The following is a 16,787-nucleotide window of genomic DNA, read 5'->3' on the forward strand; positions in this document are numbered from 1 at the left end:
TTACTGTCCGAATAACGCCCCCTGCGCTCAGACTAATTTGTGGTAGACCAAATCCGCATTGACTTTTGGCATTAGGTTTCATACAGTGCTGTGCATTGTTGAAAGACCACTTATAAGCACATGTCACAAAACACGCCATTAGCCGATTTACGCGATGCTATCAGTGCATTAGATAACGAACTTCTTGCTCTACTAGCCAAACGCCAGGGTTTTACTAACCAGGTTGCACAAACTAAAATTGCACATAACATCCCTGTGCGCGACCCTGTGCGCGAGGAGCAGTTGTTGATCAAGTTAATTCAAGCTGGACAACAACACGGTCTTGACCCGCACTATATAACTAAACTTTTTCATGTCATTATTGAAGACAGTGTATTGAATCAACAAGCGCTGCTATCTGCCAAAGCCAACCCTGAACTGTCTGCACCTTTACAGCGTGTAGCATTTTTGGGAGACAAGGGAAGTTACAGCTATCTCGCTACGCAAAAGTACTTTTCTCGTCGAGCGGGTGAATTACTCGAAATAGGCTGTGATAGCTTTGCAGAAATCATCCAAAAAGTCGAAACCAATCAAGCTGACTATGCTGTTTTGCCAATTGAGAATACCTCATCGGGTAGTATCAATGAAGTATATGACCAACTCCAACACACTCGGTTGCATATAGTGGGTGAATTGACTCACCCTATCCGACACTGCCTATTGATCCCTTGCGCCACCAAACTAAGTGATATCAAAACACTTTATGCTCATCCGCAGGTGTTTGCACAATGTTCACACTTTTTAGCTAATTTGAATGATATTGAGGTGATCCCGGCAGATTCAACTTCCGCGGCGATGCTCAAAGTTGCTGAATTAAACGATCCGCATATTGCCGCAATAGGCAGTGAAGCTGGCGGTAAACTCTACGGGCTAAGTACTTTAGAATCAAATTTAGCCAACCAAAAAGAAAACCACTCTCGCTTCATAGTAGTCGCGCAAAACCCAGTTTCTGTGCCTTTGCAAATTCCTGCTAAAACTACGTTAGTCATGGCAACCACCCAAACGCCTGGCGCTTTGGTTGATGCTTTGATGGTTTTGAAAGAAAACTCCGTCAATATGACTAAATTGGAATCTCGTCCAATCAATGGTAATCCGTGGGAAGAAATGTTTTATTTAGACATCGAGGGGAATTTAGAAGATGGCAAGATGCAACAAGCGATTGAGCAGTTAAGAGCCTGCACTCGTTATTGCAAGGTTTTAGGCTGTTACCCTTCAGAAGAAATACGCCCCACAGCAGTGTCCGCTGTAGAGGCGCTCTCGATTTAAGTTTTGCTGAATGGCAGGTCGTTTTAAATTCTTAAACGGCCTACCAATGCTGGACCACGATTCGCAATGCGCCCAAGCTCTGACACCGCTGTAACTTGCTCGATCCGCTTCAATCGCAGCATAGGAAAGTTATTTGCGCAACATCCTGTCGTCATCCGCCTTGAGTAGCAATTGTTTACTATCCACTAGGCAGGTCTGGGCATATTCACCAAACCATGTACTAATTTCAGAAAATTGCTTGATAAATCCAGCTTTATCATTGGCTTCAAACAACTGAATCGCTGCACCAAATCGCTCATGAAAGCGCTGCAATAAGGATAAGTTATCAGTTTTATCAAAGATGATATCGGCGTATAAATTTGGATCTTGAGCGAATAATCTTCCGACCATAGCAAGCTCAAGGCGGTAAATTGGCGAGCTTAATGCGATCAATTCTTGCAAATTTGGATCTTCTGCACGCAGATGAGCACCATAGACAAATGTACTAAAATGACGCATAACTTGAATGTAGGCCATGGCTTCATCATGTGAATGACTTGAGGTATAGTGCAGTTGTGCTCCCCAAGTGACCATCTGGTCAATCAACCATTGATATTGCTCAGCAAATCGACCTTCACAAACAATCACAACTTGTTTGACCATACCGGGCGCATCTGGACCAAACATGGGATGTAAACCCACTACTGGACCAGAGTGAACATCCAACATAGCTTGCAATGGCTGAGCTTTGGTACTTGTGACATCCGCCAAAATACAGTTTTTGGGCAGATAGTTGAGGCTTTGGATCACTTGTTGCGTTTGATTAATAGGAACAGAGACCACACACAAAGAGACGTCAGCTAATAAGGATTGTGCTTGTGGCCATTCTTTTTTATCAATGACAATCACTTCATAGTGACTGCGCTCAAATAAACTCACAAATAACCGTCCCAAAGCTCCTCGCCCACCAAGCACCGCGATTTTAGTGCCTGGAGTGGTTGCACAGCGATACTGAGCGTTTTGGGTAAGATAAGATTCACGCATCATTCGCCTGAGAAGGTCTTCAACTAGGTCAGGTGATACCCCTTTGTTGTTAGCTTGTTCACGCCGAGAAGCAATTAACTCAGCCTCACGTTCCGGAACATACGTTGGCATCCCAGTTTTGGCCTTGATTTGTCCAACTTGCGTGGTAACAGCTGCCCGTTTAGCAAGCAATTCAACGAGCTGGCTATCCAACTCGTCAATTTGATTACGTAAATCCAATAACGCCTGAGCGTGATCCGTCATATTGATTTAGCTCGCTTGTTGACGTTTATTTTGACGTAACGGCAAGACAGTAATCAATTTTTCTCGTGCTTGTTGGATAAGTTTTGATGTCTCATCCCAATTAATACAACCATCGGTGATCGACACGCCATATTCTAATTCATCACGTGATTTGCCATTTGAACTCTGATTTCCAGCATTCAAATGAGATTCGAGCATGATGCCTATGATGGAGTGATTACCTTCTAAAATTTGATTGAATACGTTCTGTGCAACCAGTGGTTGACGTCTATAATCTTTTGCCGAATTTGCGTGAGAACAATCAACCACTAAGCTTGATGAAAGCCCAGCTTTGCTAAGTTGTTCTTCACAATCTGCGACACAAACTGAATCGTAATTTGGTGTTTTACCACCACGCAAAATCACGTGACCATCAGGATTACCGGCGGTCTTAATAATGCTTACTTGACCTTTTTTGTTGATCCCCATGAAATTATGGCTAGATGCAGATGATTTCATCGCATTGATGGCAATATCTAATGAGCCGTCTGTGCCATTTTTAAAACCAACTGGCATCGAAAGGCCTGAGGCCATCTCACGGTGAGTTTGTGATTCAGAGGTACGAGCTCCAATTGCTGCCCATGAAAATAACTCACCCAAATATTGTGGCGAAATTGGATCCAAAGCTTCAGTTGCGACGGGTAATTCTAACTCAGCTAACCAAATCAATAATTCACGAGCTTTGGTCAATCCAGTTTCAATATCAAAACTGTCATCGATATTGGGATCATTAATCAACCCTTTCCAGCCGGTGGTCGTTCTTGGTTTTTCAAAGTAAACTCGCATGACAATATAAAGCGTATCTTTACAAGATTCATGGAGCTCTTTCAAACGCAGCGCGTATTCTTTAGCCGCTTCGATATCGTGAATCGAACAAGGTCCGCAGACTACCAATAAGCGGTGGTCTTCGCCGTGAATAATATCTGAAATAATTTTACGCGAAGCTTTGATTTCAGCAAGAGCCTTATCGCTTACAGGTAACTTTTGAGCTAACTGGTCAGGTGTGATTAAAACGTGTTCGGACGCGATATGTAAGTTATCGGTAACTTGGTTTGGCATGTGTGTGTTTTCTCTAAACTTGTGTGATTAAAAATACAAAGCCTGTGCTCTGTAATGACATACGAGGGCTAGTCTTAATTATTATTGTGTTGCTTGACGCTGTAAGGCACCCAACTGCACCAATAAATTTACAGTCTTGAGCTTGTACACCGCATAACTATTGACTTTTTACCAATTTTTGAATTGACATGCAATACGCAAAGGGTGGAAATTATCGAGAAATATTGTATTTGCGCATCTTTTCAACCAATGTTGTTCGACGCATGCCCAACTGAACGGCAGCCCGTGCAATAACCCAACCTTGTTGTTCAAGGGCTTGTTTGATCAAATTGATCTCTAATTCAGATAGGTATTCTTTTAGATTAACGCCTTCAAGAGGCAAGGCTGCTTCTGTGATTTCTGACTGAGTCGTTGGGATTTCACCGCATTGATATTTTACTGGTAAATCGAATACATCAATAACCTTATTTGGATACAAAATCGTCAAACGTTCAACTAAATTAGAAAGTTCTCTGACATTACCTGGCCATTGATACTCGCATAAGGACTGCAAGGCGGCTTGAGTAAATTTGACGCTTTCATTCCCACTCTCTCGCAAACGAGAAGTAAACTCTTGTAATAAAAGAGGGATATCTTTTTGTCGATGACGCAATGCAGGGCTATCGATAGGGAAAACATTCAAACGATAATACAAATCTTCGCGAAAGCGTTCCTCATCAATCATCTTATCTAAGTTACGGTGAGTCGCTGTAACGATACGTACATCACACTTGATGGTTTTATTACCGCCAACTCGCTCAAAGCTTCGCTCTTGTAATACACGCAATAACTTGACTTGCATCTGCAATGGCATATCACCAATTTCATCCAGAAACAATGTACCACCTTCAGCGAGCTCAAAGCGCCCTTTACGAGCCACAATAGCACCTGTGAAAGCGCCTTTTTCATGACCGAATAACTCACTTTCTAATAATTCATCAGGAATCGCACCACAGTTGACTGGTACAAAAGGCATATCACGACGGGAGGACATATAATGTACATTGCGCGCAATGATCTCTTTGCCGGTACCTGACTCTCCTAGAATCAATACATTGGCCTCGGTCGGGGCCACTTGCTCAATCAACTTGCGAACACCTTGAATCTGCGGGCTTTCGCCAATAAGGGAACGAAATAAAGTCGTTTTGTTAGTGCGCCGACATTTTTGGGATTTGCTCCGTAAAAAACCTCGGCTTTTTTCAATCATCTTAGTCAGCGCTGGATAGGTGACGGGCTCAACGAGCTCCCCAATAATATTGGGGACGACACATTCGTCATTTTGGGCAGCGTTCACCAAAATAAAAGGGATAAGTGGGAATTTCTTTGAAACGTCAAACGCGAGTGCACTGTCGGTGGCGTCAGTGACAACCCCCTCAATATCACGACTGCTTTGGAGTGCTTCAAGCGCTTTTCCATAGTCTACGGCTTGGTAGTTTTCACCAGTGAAACCAAAGATAGTGAGTAAATTTTGGCGACGACTGATGTCATCACTGATGATGATGAACTCTTTCATAGCTTCCTTGCTCTTATGTTCTGTCGGGTCAGCGCGATCAGATATTCTGCTGTTATGTTTGTTCGAATCTAAATACATAATGAAACCGCTGTTTGTGTGATGCAGATTGCAACGCCAAATTCAACAGCATGACTTTTCCGTGTCTTAGTATTTGGAACGACGTACTAGTGACACTATAGCAAAATTTTGACGCTGCTCAATACAATTTACCTAAATATCAAAATTAAACTTATGTAGGAAATTTGCTATATCGTTGAACTCAAATTTGTGTTTTCGATTGTAAATTTGACAACCAAATACCCAACTCGTGCGTAAACAATAAGCAAAGCTTGAAACTAGCGTTAAGACAGCTAATATTAGCGTTTATCGTTGCGCTACAAAAATGAGGAGGATACATGGATAAACAAGATGACTTTAACTTGTTTTTGGCCGAGGTTGGTGATGTTAAACCTCTAAAGCAAGATGATCTCGTTCAAACAAAATCGGATGCTACTGACACGCTCGCCAAATCACTTAAACGTGAGGCCCTTCTCAAAGAGACACAAGCCGACAAATACCATCTCTCACTGGAGTGCCATCATTGGCTTGACCCATATGATCCTGTTAGTTACCGGCAAGATGGGATCCAAGATGGTGTATTCAAAAACTTAAGAATGGGTAAATACGCTATTGAGAACAAATTAAATCTGACTCAGTTACGCGTTGAAGAAGCACGAACATATCTCGTTGAACACATTGAAAAGTCTTTTAAACGTGGGATGAGAGTGATTTTACTGCAGCATGGGATGGGGCTTAAAAGCACACCAAAACCTGGTAAACTAAAAAGTTTCATAAATATGTGGTTACCATGTATGCCACAAGTGATCGCTTTTCATTCTGCACACCAAAGTCATGGTGGATTATCAGCTTGTTATGTTTTGCTCAAAAAGAACCCGGAACAAAAACTCATTAACCGTGAAAGGCATCAAAAAAGATATTAATTGGTTGCTAAACGGCACCACTCGCATTGACTATTGCCGCGACAGACATAATTAATACGACAACAAATAACCCTGTAAAGCTGATTTTTCTTTTTCGATTTAACATACTACACACTCGTTTATGGTTCTTTTTATGAGAGTACGACCAAACTTAATTATTTAAGTTCCACAATTGTAAAATAAATCACAATTGTGGAAAAAACTTACCTAATCTAGTCTAACCAACAAAGCGTCGTGCGTTTCTGAACATACGCATCCATGGGCCATCTTCATTCCAGCTAGCATCTCTCCATGAGTTGGTAACTGCTCTGAATACTCGCTCTGGATGTGGCATCATGATAGTCACACGACCATCAACCGAGGTTAAGCCAGTGATGCCATTGACTGAGCCATTTGGATTAGCAGGATACGTTTGCGTAACCTGACCGTGATTGTCTACAAAACGCAAAGCAACTTGTTGTTGTGACTCAACAGCTTGCAAGGCTTCTCTAGAGGCGAATTCAGCATGACCTTCACCATGTGATACGGCAATTGGCATACGTGAACCAGCCATGCCAGCAAGCAAAATAGATGCACTTTCTTGCACTTCGACCATCGCGACACGAGCTTCAAAACGCGCAGATAGGTTTTGCACAAAATGAGGCCAATGTTCCGTACCCGGAATAATACTATGCAGGTTAGAAAGCATCTGACATCCGTTACATACCCCTAAGGTAAAGGTATTTTCTCGCGCAAAAAATTGACTAAATTGCGCCTTTGCCACTTCATTGTACAATGCTGATTTAGCCCAGCCTTCACCAGCACCCAATACATCGCCATATGAGAAACCACCACAAACAGCCATGCCAGCAAAACCGTCTAGCGTTTTGCGTCCAGATAAAATATCTGACATATGAACATCAATTGCAGTGAAACCTGCACGGTCAAATGCCGCAGCCATTTCATGATGGGAATTGACACCTTGTTCACGTAAAATGGCGACTTTAGGACGAGCCCCTGTAGCAATAAATGGCGCACTGATATCTTCGTCAATATCATAAGTTAAGACGGCGTTTAGACCAGGATCATCTTGCTGTTGTTTACTGTTATGCTCTTCATCTGCACATACTGGATTATCGCGTAAACGCTGCATTTGGTGGGTTGTTTCAGCCCATATCATACGGAGGCGCATTCGCGAATCGACAAATACTGCATTGTTTTCTAAAGTAATATTGATCTCGTCGCCAGATATTGCTTGTCCGATTTCGGTCAATGCGTCGCTCAATGCATATTGTTCAAATACCTGCTCAACTAATTTTAACTGCCCTTTTCTGACCTGAATGACCGCACCTAACTCTTCCGCGAATAAAGCATTTAAGGCATTGCTAGAATCAATTTTAGGCAACTTATCGAGCTGGATATTGATACCACAATGACCTGCAAAAGCCATTTCAAGTAAGGTGGTTATCACACCGCCATCGGACACATCGTGATAAGCTTGTAACAAATCTCCAGCATGCAAGGTTTGAATCGCATCAAAGAAATGTCTTAGATCCTGGGGATCATCTACATCCGGTACCACATCACCGAGCTCACCATAAACTTGTGCTAAACACGAACCGCCAAGACGATGTTGACCACGACTTAAATCCACATAAAGCAACACGTTATCGCTATCAGTCGATAGTTCTGGAGTCACTGTTTTGCGTACATCCATGACCGCCCCAAACGCTGTAATCACCAGTGATAATGGTGCCGTAACCGCCTTATCTTCGCCATCATCTTGCCACTGAGTTTTCATCGACATAGAGTCTTTACCCACTGGGATTGCAATTTCTAAGGCCGGGCATAATTCTTCACCCACAGCTTTGACTGCTTCGTACAAGCCGGCATCTTCACCGGGGTGACCCGCTGCGGCCATCCAGTTTGCCGAAAGTTTGACACGTTTGATATCACCGATATAAGAGGCGCTTAAATTCGTCAGTGCTTCGGCAACCGCAAGTCTCGCTGAGGCACCGTGATTGAGTAACGCTACAGGTGTACGTTCACCCATTGCCATTGCCTCGCCAAAATACGTATCAAACGCAGCAGCAGTGACCGCAACATCAGCCACTGGTACTTGCCAAGGTCCCACCATCTGGTCACGAACAACTGAGCCAGTTACCGAGCGGTCTCCTATGGTAATTAAGAAGGTCTTTTCAGCAACCGTTGGTAACCTTAGCACGCGTTCTAAGGCTTCCGTCACCACTAATTTTGACGTGTCAAATGTCACACCTGCGACTTTTTCAGATTTCACATCACGGTGCATTTTGGGCGGTTTGCCTAACAAGACATCTAATGGCATGTCGATAGGCTGATTCGCAAATGCCTCATCATTGAGCAACAAATGCTCTTCTAAGGTTGCTTCGCCCACAACTGCAAATGGCGCGCGTTCACGCTCACAAATCGCGGCAAAACGAGGTAAATCCTCAGGGGAAACCGATAGCACATAACGCTCTTGAGATTCGTTACACCAGATCTCAAGTGGCGCCATACTAGGCTCATCATTGGGTACCGCTCTGAGTTCAAAGCGCCCGCCTCGGCCACCATCACTGACTAATTCAGGCAGAGCATTGGATAGACCACCTGCACCTACATCGTGGATAAATTGAATTGGGTTGTCTTTACCTAATTGCCAGCACGCATCAATGACTTCCTGACAACGACGTTCCATTTCAGGATTCTCTCTTTGTACCGAAGCAAAATCTAGATCTTCATTGGATTCGCCAGACGCCATAGAGGATGCAGCGCCCCCTCCTAGACCAATATTCATGGCTGGACCACCTAATACAATGAGTTGCGCACCTACCGTGATTTCGCCTTTTTGCGTGTGTTCTTTGCGAATATTACCTAAACCACCAGCTAACATAATGGGCTTGTGATAGCCACGCACCTCAGTACCGTTAAAACTTGTGACAAGTTGCTCATAGGTTCTAAAATAACCAAGCAGATTTGGACGCCCAAACTCGTTGTTAAATGCTGCACCACCAAGCGGCCCCTCTAGCATAATGTCTAATGCTGAGACAATTCTCGAAGGTTTGCCATACGCAATCTCCCAAGGTTGCTCAAAACCAGGTATGCGCAAATTCGATACCGAAAAGCCAACCAAGCCGGCCTTGGGTTTCGAGCCTACCCCAGTCGCGCCTTCGTCTCGGATTTCACCGCCTGAGCCAGTCGCTGCACCCGCATATGGGGCAATTGCCGTAGGATGGTTATGCGTTTCGACTTTCATCAAAATATCAATCGCTTCACTGTGATATTCATATTGATGATTGATGGGGGATGGGAAAAAACGTCCAGCAAAGTTGCCTTCCATTACCGCAGCGTTATCTTTGTAAGCTGAATGTACGAAATCAGGGGTAACTTCGAACGTGTTCTTGATCATTTTGAACAGTGATTTGGGTTGCTCAACACCGTCAATGGTCCAATCGGCGTTAAATATCTTATGACGACAATGTTCAGAGTTCGCTTGAGCGAACATATAGAGTTCGATATCGTTTGGATTGCGGCCTAGTCGAGTAAAATTATCCACCAAATAATCGATTTCGTCTTCAGCTAAGGCTAAACCGAAGTGCTTATTTGCCTCAGCTAAAGCATCTCGCCCTCCATTGAGAATATCAACTGAGGTAAATGTGTCAGGCTGTCTTGAAACAAACAGTTGGTGTGCATCAGATGGTTCAGCTAAAACGGTTTGAGTCATACGGTCGTAGCAAAGTTGAATAATCTTTTCTTGCTGTTGCTCAGATAAAGGAGTGCTAGTGGAAAAATAGAACTGATTCCCACGTTCTATTCGGCGAATTTGAGACAGTCCACAATTATGCGCGATGTCAGTCGCTTTCGATGCCCAAGGAGAGATCGTTCCAAGGCGAGGTACTACCACAAAACTGTGCGCAAGCGTGCTTATGGACTGACGTTTCGGACCATACGTTAGGAGTTTGTGTAACACCGCATGTTGCGTATCAGAAATCTCTTGCGATAAATCGACAAAATGGACAAACTGCGCTTGTATATCAAGCAAAGGTATGCCTTGCGAGTGACATTGAGCCAGAAGTTTTTGACGAGCAAAATCAGTTAGAGAAGGGCTGCCAGGAAGGATAAGCATAAGAGTATTTCCGATGGATTAAGCGTTGATTGCAAGCATCTATTATAAAGCAAATTGAAGTGAATTCTAAATTGTTTGTGAATGTTGTTATTTATGCTTAATTTTTATGCAAAAAAACAATTCGGCAACTTTTTGTCATCTGTTATCATAACGATATGAAACGATATCTAACATTTATATTTTTGTGGTTTTGTTTGCTAAGCACGCACAGTTTCGCAAGCAATTTATACACGATCTTACAGAGCAACACTTTGCGCGTAGGGACTATGTACGGCACAGAAGGGTTCTTTCTCCTTAATGAATCTCCCGCTGGCTTTGATTATGAGCTAACCAGCGCCTTTGCAGATTTTTTGGGTGTGCAACTTGATGTACGTCCATTTGCCGATCCCAAGCGAATGCTCAACAGTCTTAAGCGAGGAGAGATAGATCTTATTGCGTCCCCTTTTCAATTTGCCTCAGAACATTTAACTCATGTTGAATTTGGTCCAGCCTATCAATACTTTGACCAAGTCATTGTAACAAGCAACAACAACCCCAAGCGCAACGCGCTTGTCGAGCGTTACAGTATGCACGCAGACGCTTTAAAAAATAAAGCGCTTGAGCAAGGCATACAATGGCAGGCAACCTTAGAATATGACAGCGAAGAACTATTACAAATGGTCTTAGCTGAAGAGATCGGTTATACGGTCACAACATCTAGCATTTTGAATCGCGCTCGGTTACTCAATCCCGAACTGCTCCCCTACGAAGTCATTAATCGGAACTTACCGAGACGCTGGTTGTTTTCGAAGAGCCATAATGACGCATTACTTGGCGTCATGCTGGAATTTTTTGGTCAGTATCGAGTAAGTGGTGCATTAAAAGCGCTGAATGAAGCGTATTTTGGCCATGTAAAGAAGATTAACTTTGTCGATACCAAAGCATTCATCGATGCAGTCAATGACACCTTACCTAATTATAAAGAATGGTTCAAAAAGTATGCTGATGATTTGGATTGGCGTTTATTAGCCGCTGTGTCATATCAAGAAAGTCACTGGGATCCCAACGCAGTTTCGGTGACTGGAGTCCGTGGTTTGATGATGCTAACGCGCCCAACTGCCCGCGAAATGGGAGTCACATCAAGAATCAATCCAGAGCAAAGCATCATGGGCGGCAGCAAATATCTCGCTAAGATGAAACAACGTTTGCCAGCGAGAATCAAAGAGCCAGACCGCACATTCATGGCATTAGCTGCTTATAATATTGGCCTAGGACATTTAGAAGACGCAAGAGTGTTAACCCAGAGAGCTGGATTAAATCCGGATTTATGGGTAGATGTGAAACAATATTTGCCATTGTTGCGTAAAAAACAATACTATACCAAAACCAAGTTCGGGTATGCGCATGGTGACGTTGCGGTGCAATACGTCGAAAACATTCGTCGTTATCACGAAAGTTTACGTTTTATTGATGAAAACATTCATCAAGCTGCAACACAATAGTCATCGCACTGTCATGTAAAAATGGACAATAACAAAAAAAAGGAAATAAGCCATGAAACGAAACCGATTATTTAAAAAGCCCTCAAGAAACTTTGTCACATCTCGCACTCGTTTACTCAAAAAGCGGATTCATCAGAAGTCAATGCATCGCCGCAAACAGTTTGCCTTACTCAATTTAGATGGCATCGAAGAGGCGTCAGCTTAATTCATTTTGAGTCGCTTTGGCTGCGAGTTTTTCTGCTTTATTTTGTTCTCTTCGCTTACGAAAAAAATTTGAAATCTTTTGACTTGCTGGTGCTTGCCTAACACCTATTGTTAATTCACATTTGTGATTTAAATCTGGATGTTGCAAGAGGTTAAGAATACTTCCGGCACAACCTGTTTTGGGATCAGTGGCCGCTACCACAACTCGCTTAATGCGCGCATGTACGATTGCTCCAGAACACATTGCACATGGTTCAAGTGTCACATATAAAGTGCAATCCACTAAGCGATAGTTACCTAGGTTTTTTGCAGCATTTTGGATCGCTTGGATCTCGGCATGACCACACGGGTCATTATTAGTGATTGAACGATTCCATCCCTCCCCTACTATATTTCCATCGTGCACAATACATGCGCCAACAGGCACCTCACCGATAGCTTCTGCATGATCCGCCAGGCTGAGAGCGTGTTGCATAAATTGTTCGTCTAATTCGTTCATTTAATTCCCATATAATAATTTGCGTTCCGCTCGCTCAATGCGTCTTGGTCGACCGGACAACACGACTATATCGTCAGGCTCAATCAGGTGAGTTATTTCTGGCTGTATCAGTTCGTTGTCACCACGCCGAATGCTATACACATCCACACTATGACGCTGACAGTCACATTGTTCTATCGTTTTACCAACCGCCCAAGCGTTAGCTCCTAACGGCACCGCATGTAAAAACTGTAACTTTTCTTCCTTTTCAAAATTAACGATTGTCGTTTCTCCGGGGAATACGCCATGTAAATGATTATAACGATGCTTGCGCTCAGCTTGAACCCGTTTGAGGATCCGAGAAATGGGCACCCCGCAATAATGATAAATTTGAGAAACCAACATCAGACTGCCTTCTTGCAGCTCCGGCACAACTTGAGACGCGCCAGCCGCGTAAAGCTTATCTAAGTCATAATCTCGCTTGGTGCGCACAATAACAGGAAGCTTGGGGAAATGCTCCCGAATTTTGCTGATACTTTGTTGCGCTTTATAGGTTTCATCGAAAGTAAGAACGACCGCAGCGGCTTGTTCAATAAAAGCTGCTTTTAATATGCTCAAATCCCCAACATCCCCGTAGATGATGTCTTCAGAGCCTTGTAAAGCTTCTTGTACTCGAATCGGGTCGATATCTATCGCAATATATTTTATCTTTTCCATGGTTAGCATTTTAGCTGCTGACTGACCGACTCGACCGAATCCCAATAAGATAACATGATGTTGAAAATCTCTATTTTGCACACTCGTCGGCAAATCTTGGACTGCAGGAAAGTCCTGAGCAGTGAGCTTTTTCGCCCATGCATAACTGTTGTTGACCATATAAGGAGTCAATGCCATGCTCACCACGCCAACACTCACTATAACGCCTGCAAAATCAGCAGAAAATACGTTATAGGTTACCGCAAGTGCAGCCAAAATAAAGCTAAACTCGCCCATTTGCGATAATTTAAACGCTGCTGACCAAGCATCGGTTGCCGGGGTTTTAAAAATGAGCGTCGACAACCTAAAGAGTAATATTTTTATTGCGAGTAGACCAATAACACCGACGACAATCCAATGTGTATTTGGCCAAATCACTGCCCATTCTAAGCGCATCCCAACGGTAATAAAAAACAATCCCATCAGAATATCGCGAAACGGTCGAATATCGGCCTCAATTTGAAATCGATACCGACTTTCACTGAGCATCATACCTGCCAAAAAAGCCCCTAATGCCAGTGAGAGCCCCATCCCATAAGTTAGCCCTGCAGCCCCTAATGCAACAATAATGGTCGTTAAGACAAAGAGTTCATCCGTTCGTGTACTGGCTACTTCACGAAAAATAATTGGTAATACTAAACGCCCAAACCACAATAACCCTGCAATAACCAGAACCCCTTTGCCAAGTGACAAAAGAATGCTAGTAAAGATCGACACATCACCATTTGCACCTAGCAAGGGGATAATGATCAAAAAAGGGACTACCGCAAGATCTTGAAATAACAACACAGCCACCGCTATTTGCGACCTAGGCGTGTTGAGAATTTTCATCTCACTGGTTTGCTTAATGACAATTGCTGTTGACGATAAGCCAACAATACCGCCCAACACAATCGATGCTGTAACGGATAACCCGAACCAATGTGCAATAACCGCAACGACTGCAGTCGTGATACTCATTTGTGTTAAACCAACGCCAAATACAAGATTGCGCATCGCAATGAGCTTAGGTAACGAAAACTCTAAACCGAGAGAAAATAACAGAAAAACGATGCCTACTTCGGCGAAGATGTGCATTTGTTCACTGTGCGGAAACAAGTTTAATAACGAAGGTCCCGCAATGAACCCAGCGACTAGATAAGCTAAAATTGGCGGGAGTTGAATGCGTTTGAAACCCCACACGCACAGTGCGGCTAACATCATGATGATTAACACAAAAATCAACTCACTTGGCATAGGCTTCCTTATTTAGCGAAAGTGACTCTCATACTATGCTTGTTTTGTTCAGATAAAACAAGAGCTAGGCCCGGACACACATAGGCAAGCTGAGTATTTTTGTACTCAATTTTATAACATGGTTGACGCTGCCAAGGTGGAATATGTTGAGCTTGTAGCCACTGCTTTAAGGGTTTTGAATGTCTTGCCTGGTAGGGTTTGATCCGCTCTGAAAGTGCCACAGCTTCGCATGTAACTTGAGCAAATTGTTGCTCATCAATATTTTCTGGTAGTGGAATTACCACCGAATTATCAGAGCAATAAAGTGTATCGTCATTTATCTGACATGGCGTTGTGAGCCATTCTATATGAATATTTAACTCAGCTGAATTTTGCTGTGAAGCATTAGACAAACCATTGATTGGCAATACATACAACACACCTTGATAACGACGCAATACAAAATCGCCTAATACCATTTTGCCTTGTGCATCTTCACGAGAATGACAGAGTTTCATCAACTCATGAAGGTGTGCTTGACTTAAATTCAGCTGATAATAACTCAAACAGTAATGTCTAATGATCTGCGCTTGCCATTCTTCAGAGAAAGCACTGAGTTTTTTAAGGTTTAGGCAAGAATCTGATTCAAGGCACTGGGCTACTCTCTCTTCACATACTTGCATCAATAGCGAATTTTCGTGGAGTAAGGTACCAACAGTACGTGCAATACGTGATTCAATATCGGACCAATACTGTTGTAATGGCTTTATGATTTGATGCCGAATGATATTTCGCTCATGTGCCAACGTTGCATTACTGGGATCTTCAACCCACCCCAATCCATGAGTTTGCGCGTAAGCGAATATCTCATTTTTTGATACATCCAAAATAGGTCTAAACGCCGTCCATGACTTATTCTCAAACCGCATCGTTCTTTTGCGACGTAAACTCGTCAAACCGTTAGAACCACTACCTCGCTTAACTTGCAATAAAAAGGTTTCGGCGACATCGCTTTGGTGATGGGCGAAACACACTACTGCATCTGCTTTGACCGCATCATTTATGGCCTCATACCTTGCTTTTCGAGCTTTAGCTTCAAGGTTGTTTTGTCCATGAATGCATACAGAACGCGCGACGATTTTGGTCCCTAAACTATGACAAAACTGTTCACAAAACGCCTGCCATTGCTCAGCGTTTGCGTGTAATTGATGGTTAATATGAATCGCTGTGAAGGGTATATTGGCTCGATGAAGCAAATGAGCTAAGACTACCGAATCTATGCCGCCGCTTAATGCGACATATACTGTGCGTGATGATAACCACGCACAGTCTGAAGATTTGAGCTGAATAACTGAATTAACAGTAGCCAAACGAAAGTAAACGCTCGTAGCGCTGGTCTTTGAGTTCTTCAAGCGAAAGAGCTTGTAACTCTGCGAGTTGAGCTTTAATTGTTGCTTTAAAATTAGCCGCCATTTGTTGATGATTGCGGTGCGCTCCGCCAAGTGGCTCACTAATTATGTTGTCAATCAAACCGAGTTCTTTGATCTGAGGTGCGCTAACGCCCATCGCTTCAGCGGCAAGTGGCGCTTTATCTGCGCTCTTCCACAGAATTGACGCACAACCTTCTGGGGAAATCACTGAATATGTTGAGTATTGCAACATGTTAACTCGATCGCCTACACCAATTGCCAATGCACCACCAGAGCCACCTTCACCAATAACAGTACAAATGACAGGGACATCTAACTCTGCCATTTCTTTGAGATTACGAGCGATGGCTTCAGATTGGCCTCGTTCTTCGGCGCCAACGCCAGGATAGGCTCCTGGTGTATCAATCATGGTAATAATCGGTAGATTAAAACGCTCAGCCATATGCATCAAGCGCAGTGCTTTGCGATATCCCTCTGGCTTGGGCATACCAAAGTTGCGTTTGATTTTTTCGTGGGTGTCACGGCCTTTTTGATGACCTATGACCATCACTGGTTGCTCATCAAGCATCGCCAAGCCACCAACAATCGCTTTGTCATCTGCGTATGCACGGTCACCGGCAAGTTCGTCAAATTCGGCAAACACATGCTTGATGTAATCTTCGGTATATGGACGCAGAGGATGGCGTGCAAGTTGAGAGACCTGCCATGCGCCAAGGTTTGAGAAGATTTTTTGCGTTAAACTTTCGCTTTTTTCTTTTAGTTTGACGATCTCATCTTCGATACCAACGTCCAACTGACCGGTTTGATTCACTAAACGTAATTCTTCAATTTTGGCTTCTAATTCAGCAATGGGTTGCTCAAAATCCAAAAAATGTAAACTCATGTTATAAAACCTTTTGTAG

The 16,787-nt window shown here is 43.3% G+C and carries 12 protein-coding genes; 4 read left to right on the top strand and 8 right to left on the bottom strand.

Going from position 1 to position 16,787, the window contains the following annotated elements; translation table 11 throughout:
- Positions 1-120: 120 nt before the first annotated feature.
- On the top strand, positions 121-1,305 hold the full coding sequence (gene pheA / locus NLG07_RS11385) for a prephenate dehydratase (protein ID WP_254855560.1): 1,185 nt from the start codon (positions 121-123) through the stop codon (positions 1,303-1,305).
- A 129-nt stretch (positions 1,306-1,434) separates the two neighbouring features.
- Here the strand turns inward: pheA and tyrA are convergent, their stop codons facing one another.
- The 3 genes from tyrA to NLG07_RS11400 form a co-directional block, all read right to left on the bottom strand.
- Positions 1,435-2,571, bottom strand: coding sequence for a bifunctional chorismate mutase/prephenate dehydrogenase (gene tyrA, locus NLG07_RS11390; protein ID WP_254855561.1), 1,137 nt, complete (start codon positions 2,569-2,571; stop codon positions 1,435-1,437).
- A 6-nt stretch (positions 2,572-2,577) separates the two neighbouring features.
- A complete protein-coding gene (locus NLG07_RS11395) occupies positions 2,578-3,669 on the bottom strand; it encodes a 3-deoxy-7-phosphoheptulonate synthase (protein ID WP_254855562.1) in 1,092 nt (363 codons plus the stop codon).
- Positions 3,670-3,880: 211 nt separating this feature from the next.
- A complete protein-coding gene (locus NLG07_RS11400; RefSeq protein ID WP_254855563.1) occupies positions 3,881-5,221 on the bottom strand; it encodes a sigma-54 dependent transcriptional regulator in 1,341 nt (446 codons plus the stop codon).
- Between the two features lie 395 nt (positions 5,222-5,616).
- Between NLG07_RS11400 and smrA the strand changes: the two genes are divergently transcribed.
- A complete protein-coding gene (gene smrA / locus NLG07_RS11405; protein WP_254855564.1) occupies positions 5,617-6,201 on the top strand; it encodes a DNA endonuclease SmrA in 585 nt (194 codons plus the stop codon).
- 217 nt (positions 6,202-6,418) lie between these two features.
- Here smrA and purL read toward each other — a convergent pair whose 3' ends face one another.
- A complete protein-coding gene (purL, locus tag NLG07_RS11410; RefSeq protein WP_254855565.1) occupies positions 6,419-10,321 on the bottom strand; it encodes a phosphoribosylformylglycinamidine synthase in 3,903 nt (1,300 codons plus the stop codon).
- Between the two features lie 155 nt (positions 10,322-10,476).
- Between purL and mltF the strand changes: the two genes are divergently transcribed.
- Together mltF and NLG07_RS11420 are read left to right on the top strand one after the other, a co-directional pair.
- Entirely contained in the window at positions 10,477-11,802 is a 1,326-nt protein-coding gene (gene mltF, locus NLG07_RS11415; RefSeq protein ID WP_254855566.1) for a membrane-bound lytic murein transglycosylase MltF, read from the top strand.
- Positions 11,803-11,854: 52 nt separating this feature from the next.
- Positions 11,855-12,007 (top strand): hypothetical protein, encoded by a 153-nt coding sequence (locus NLG07_RS11420; RefSeq protein WP_254855567.1) that lies wholly within the window; start codon positions 11,855-11,857, stop codon positions 12,005-12,007.
- Here NLG07_RS11420 and tadA read toward each other — a convergent pair.
- The 4 genes from tadA to accA are packed head-to-tail and all read right to left on the bottom strand — an operon-like array spanning position 11,999 to position 16,768.
- The gene (gene tadA / locus NLG07_RS11425; protein WP_254855568.1) at positions 11,999-12,505 is read right to left on the bottom strand and encodes a tRNA adenosine(34) deaminase TadA; all 507 of its coding nucleotides are present in this window, start codon (positions 12,503-12,505) and stop codon (positions 11,999-12,001) included. The genes NLG07_RS11420 and tadA overlap by 9 nt on opposite strands.
- Entirely contained in the window at positions 12,506-14,476 is a 1,971-nt protein-coding gene (locus NLG07_RS11430) for a monovalent cation:proton antiporter family protein (RefSeq protein ID WP_254855569.1), read from the bottom strand.
- An 8-nt stretch (positions 14,477-14,484) separates the two neighbouring features.
- A complete protein-coding gene (tilS, locus tag NLG07_RS11435) occupies positions 14,485-15,825 on the bottom strand; it encodes a tRNA lysidine(34) synthetase TilS (protein ID WP_254855570.1) in 1,341 nt (446 codons plus the stop codon).
- Positions 15,812-16,768, bottom strand: coding sequence for an acetyl-CoA carboxylase carboxyl transferase subunit alpha (accA, locus tag NLG07_RS11440; protein WP_254855571.1), 957 nt, complete (start codon positions 16,766-16,768; stop codon positions 15,812-15,814). Before accA ends, tilS begins: the two co-directional genes overlap by 14 nt.
- Positions 16,769-16,787: the final 19 nt, after the last annotated feature.

It is taken from the genome of Alteromonas sp. LMIT006, from assembly GCF_024300645.1.
Taxonomy (GTDB): Bacteria; Pseudomonadota; Gammaproteobacteria; order Enterobacterales; family Alteromonadaceae; genus Opacimonas; species Opacimonas immobilis.

Coding starts and splice junctions, on each gene's coding strand:
- purL (WP_254855565.1), bottom strand. CDS start 10,321: ATGCTTATCCTTCCTGGCAGCCCTTCTCTAACTGATTTTGCTCGTCAA.
- pheA (WP_254855560.1), top strand. CDS start 121: ATGTCACAAAACACGCCATTAGCCGATTTACGCGATGCTATCAGTGCA.
- accA (WP_254855571.1), bottom strand. CDS start 16,768: ATGAGTTTACATTTTTTGGATTTTGAGCAACCCATTGCTGAATTAGAA.
- NLG07_RS11400 (WP_254855563.1), bottom strand. CDS start 5,221: ATGAAAGAGTTCATCATCATCAGTGATGACATCAGTCGTCGCCAAAAT.
- NLG07_RS11420 (WP_254855567.1), top strand. CDS start 11,855: ATGAAACGAAACCGATTATTTAAAAAGCCCTCAAGAAACTTTGTCACA.
- tadA (WP_254855568.1), bottom strand. CDS start 12,505: ATGAACGAATTAGACGAACAATTTATGCAACACGCTCTCAGCCTGGCG.
- NLG07_RS11395 (WP_254855562.1), bottom strand. CDS start 3,669: ATGCCAAACCAAGTTACCGATAACTTACATATCGCGTCCGAACACGTT.
- smrA (WP_254855564.1), top strand. CDS start 5,617: ATGGATAAACAAGATGACTTTAACTTGTTTTTGGCCGAGGTTGGTGAT.
- mltF (WP_254855566.1), top strand. CDS start 10,477: ATGAAACGATATCTAACATTTATATTTTTGTGGTTTTGTTTGCTAAGC.
- tyrA (WP_254855561.1), bottom strand. CDS start 2,571: ATGACGGATCACGCTCAGGCGTTATTGGATTTACGTAATCAAATTGAC.
- NLG07_RS11430 (WP_254855569.1), bottom strand. CDS start 14,476: ATGCCAAGTGAGTTGATTTTTGTGTTAATCATCATGATGTTAGCCGCA.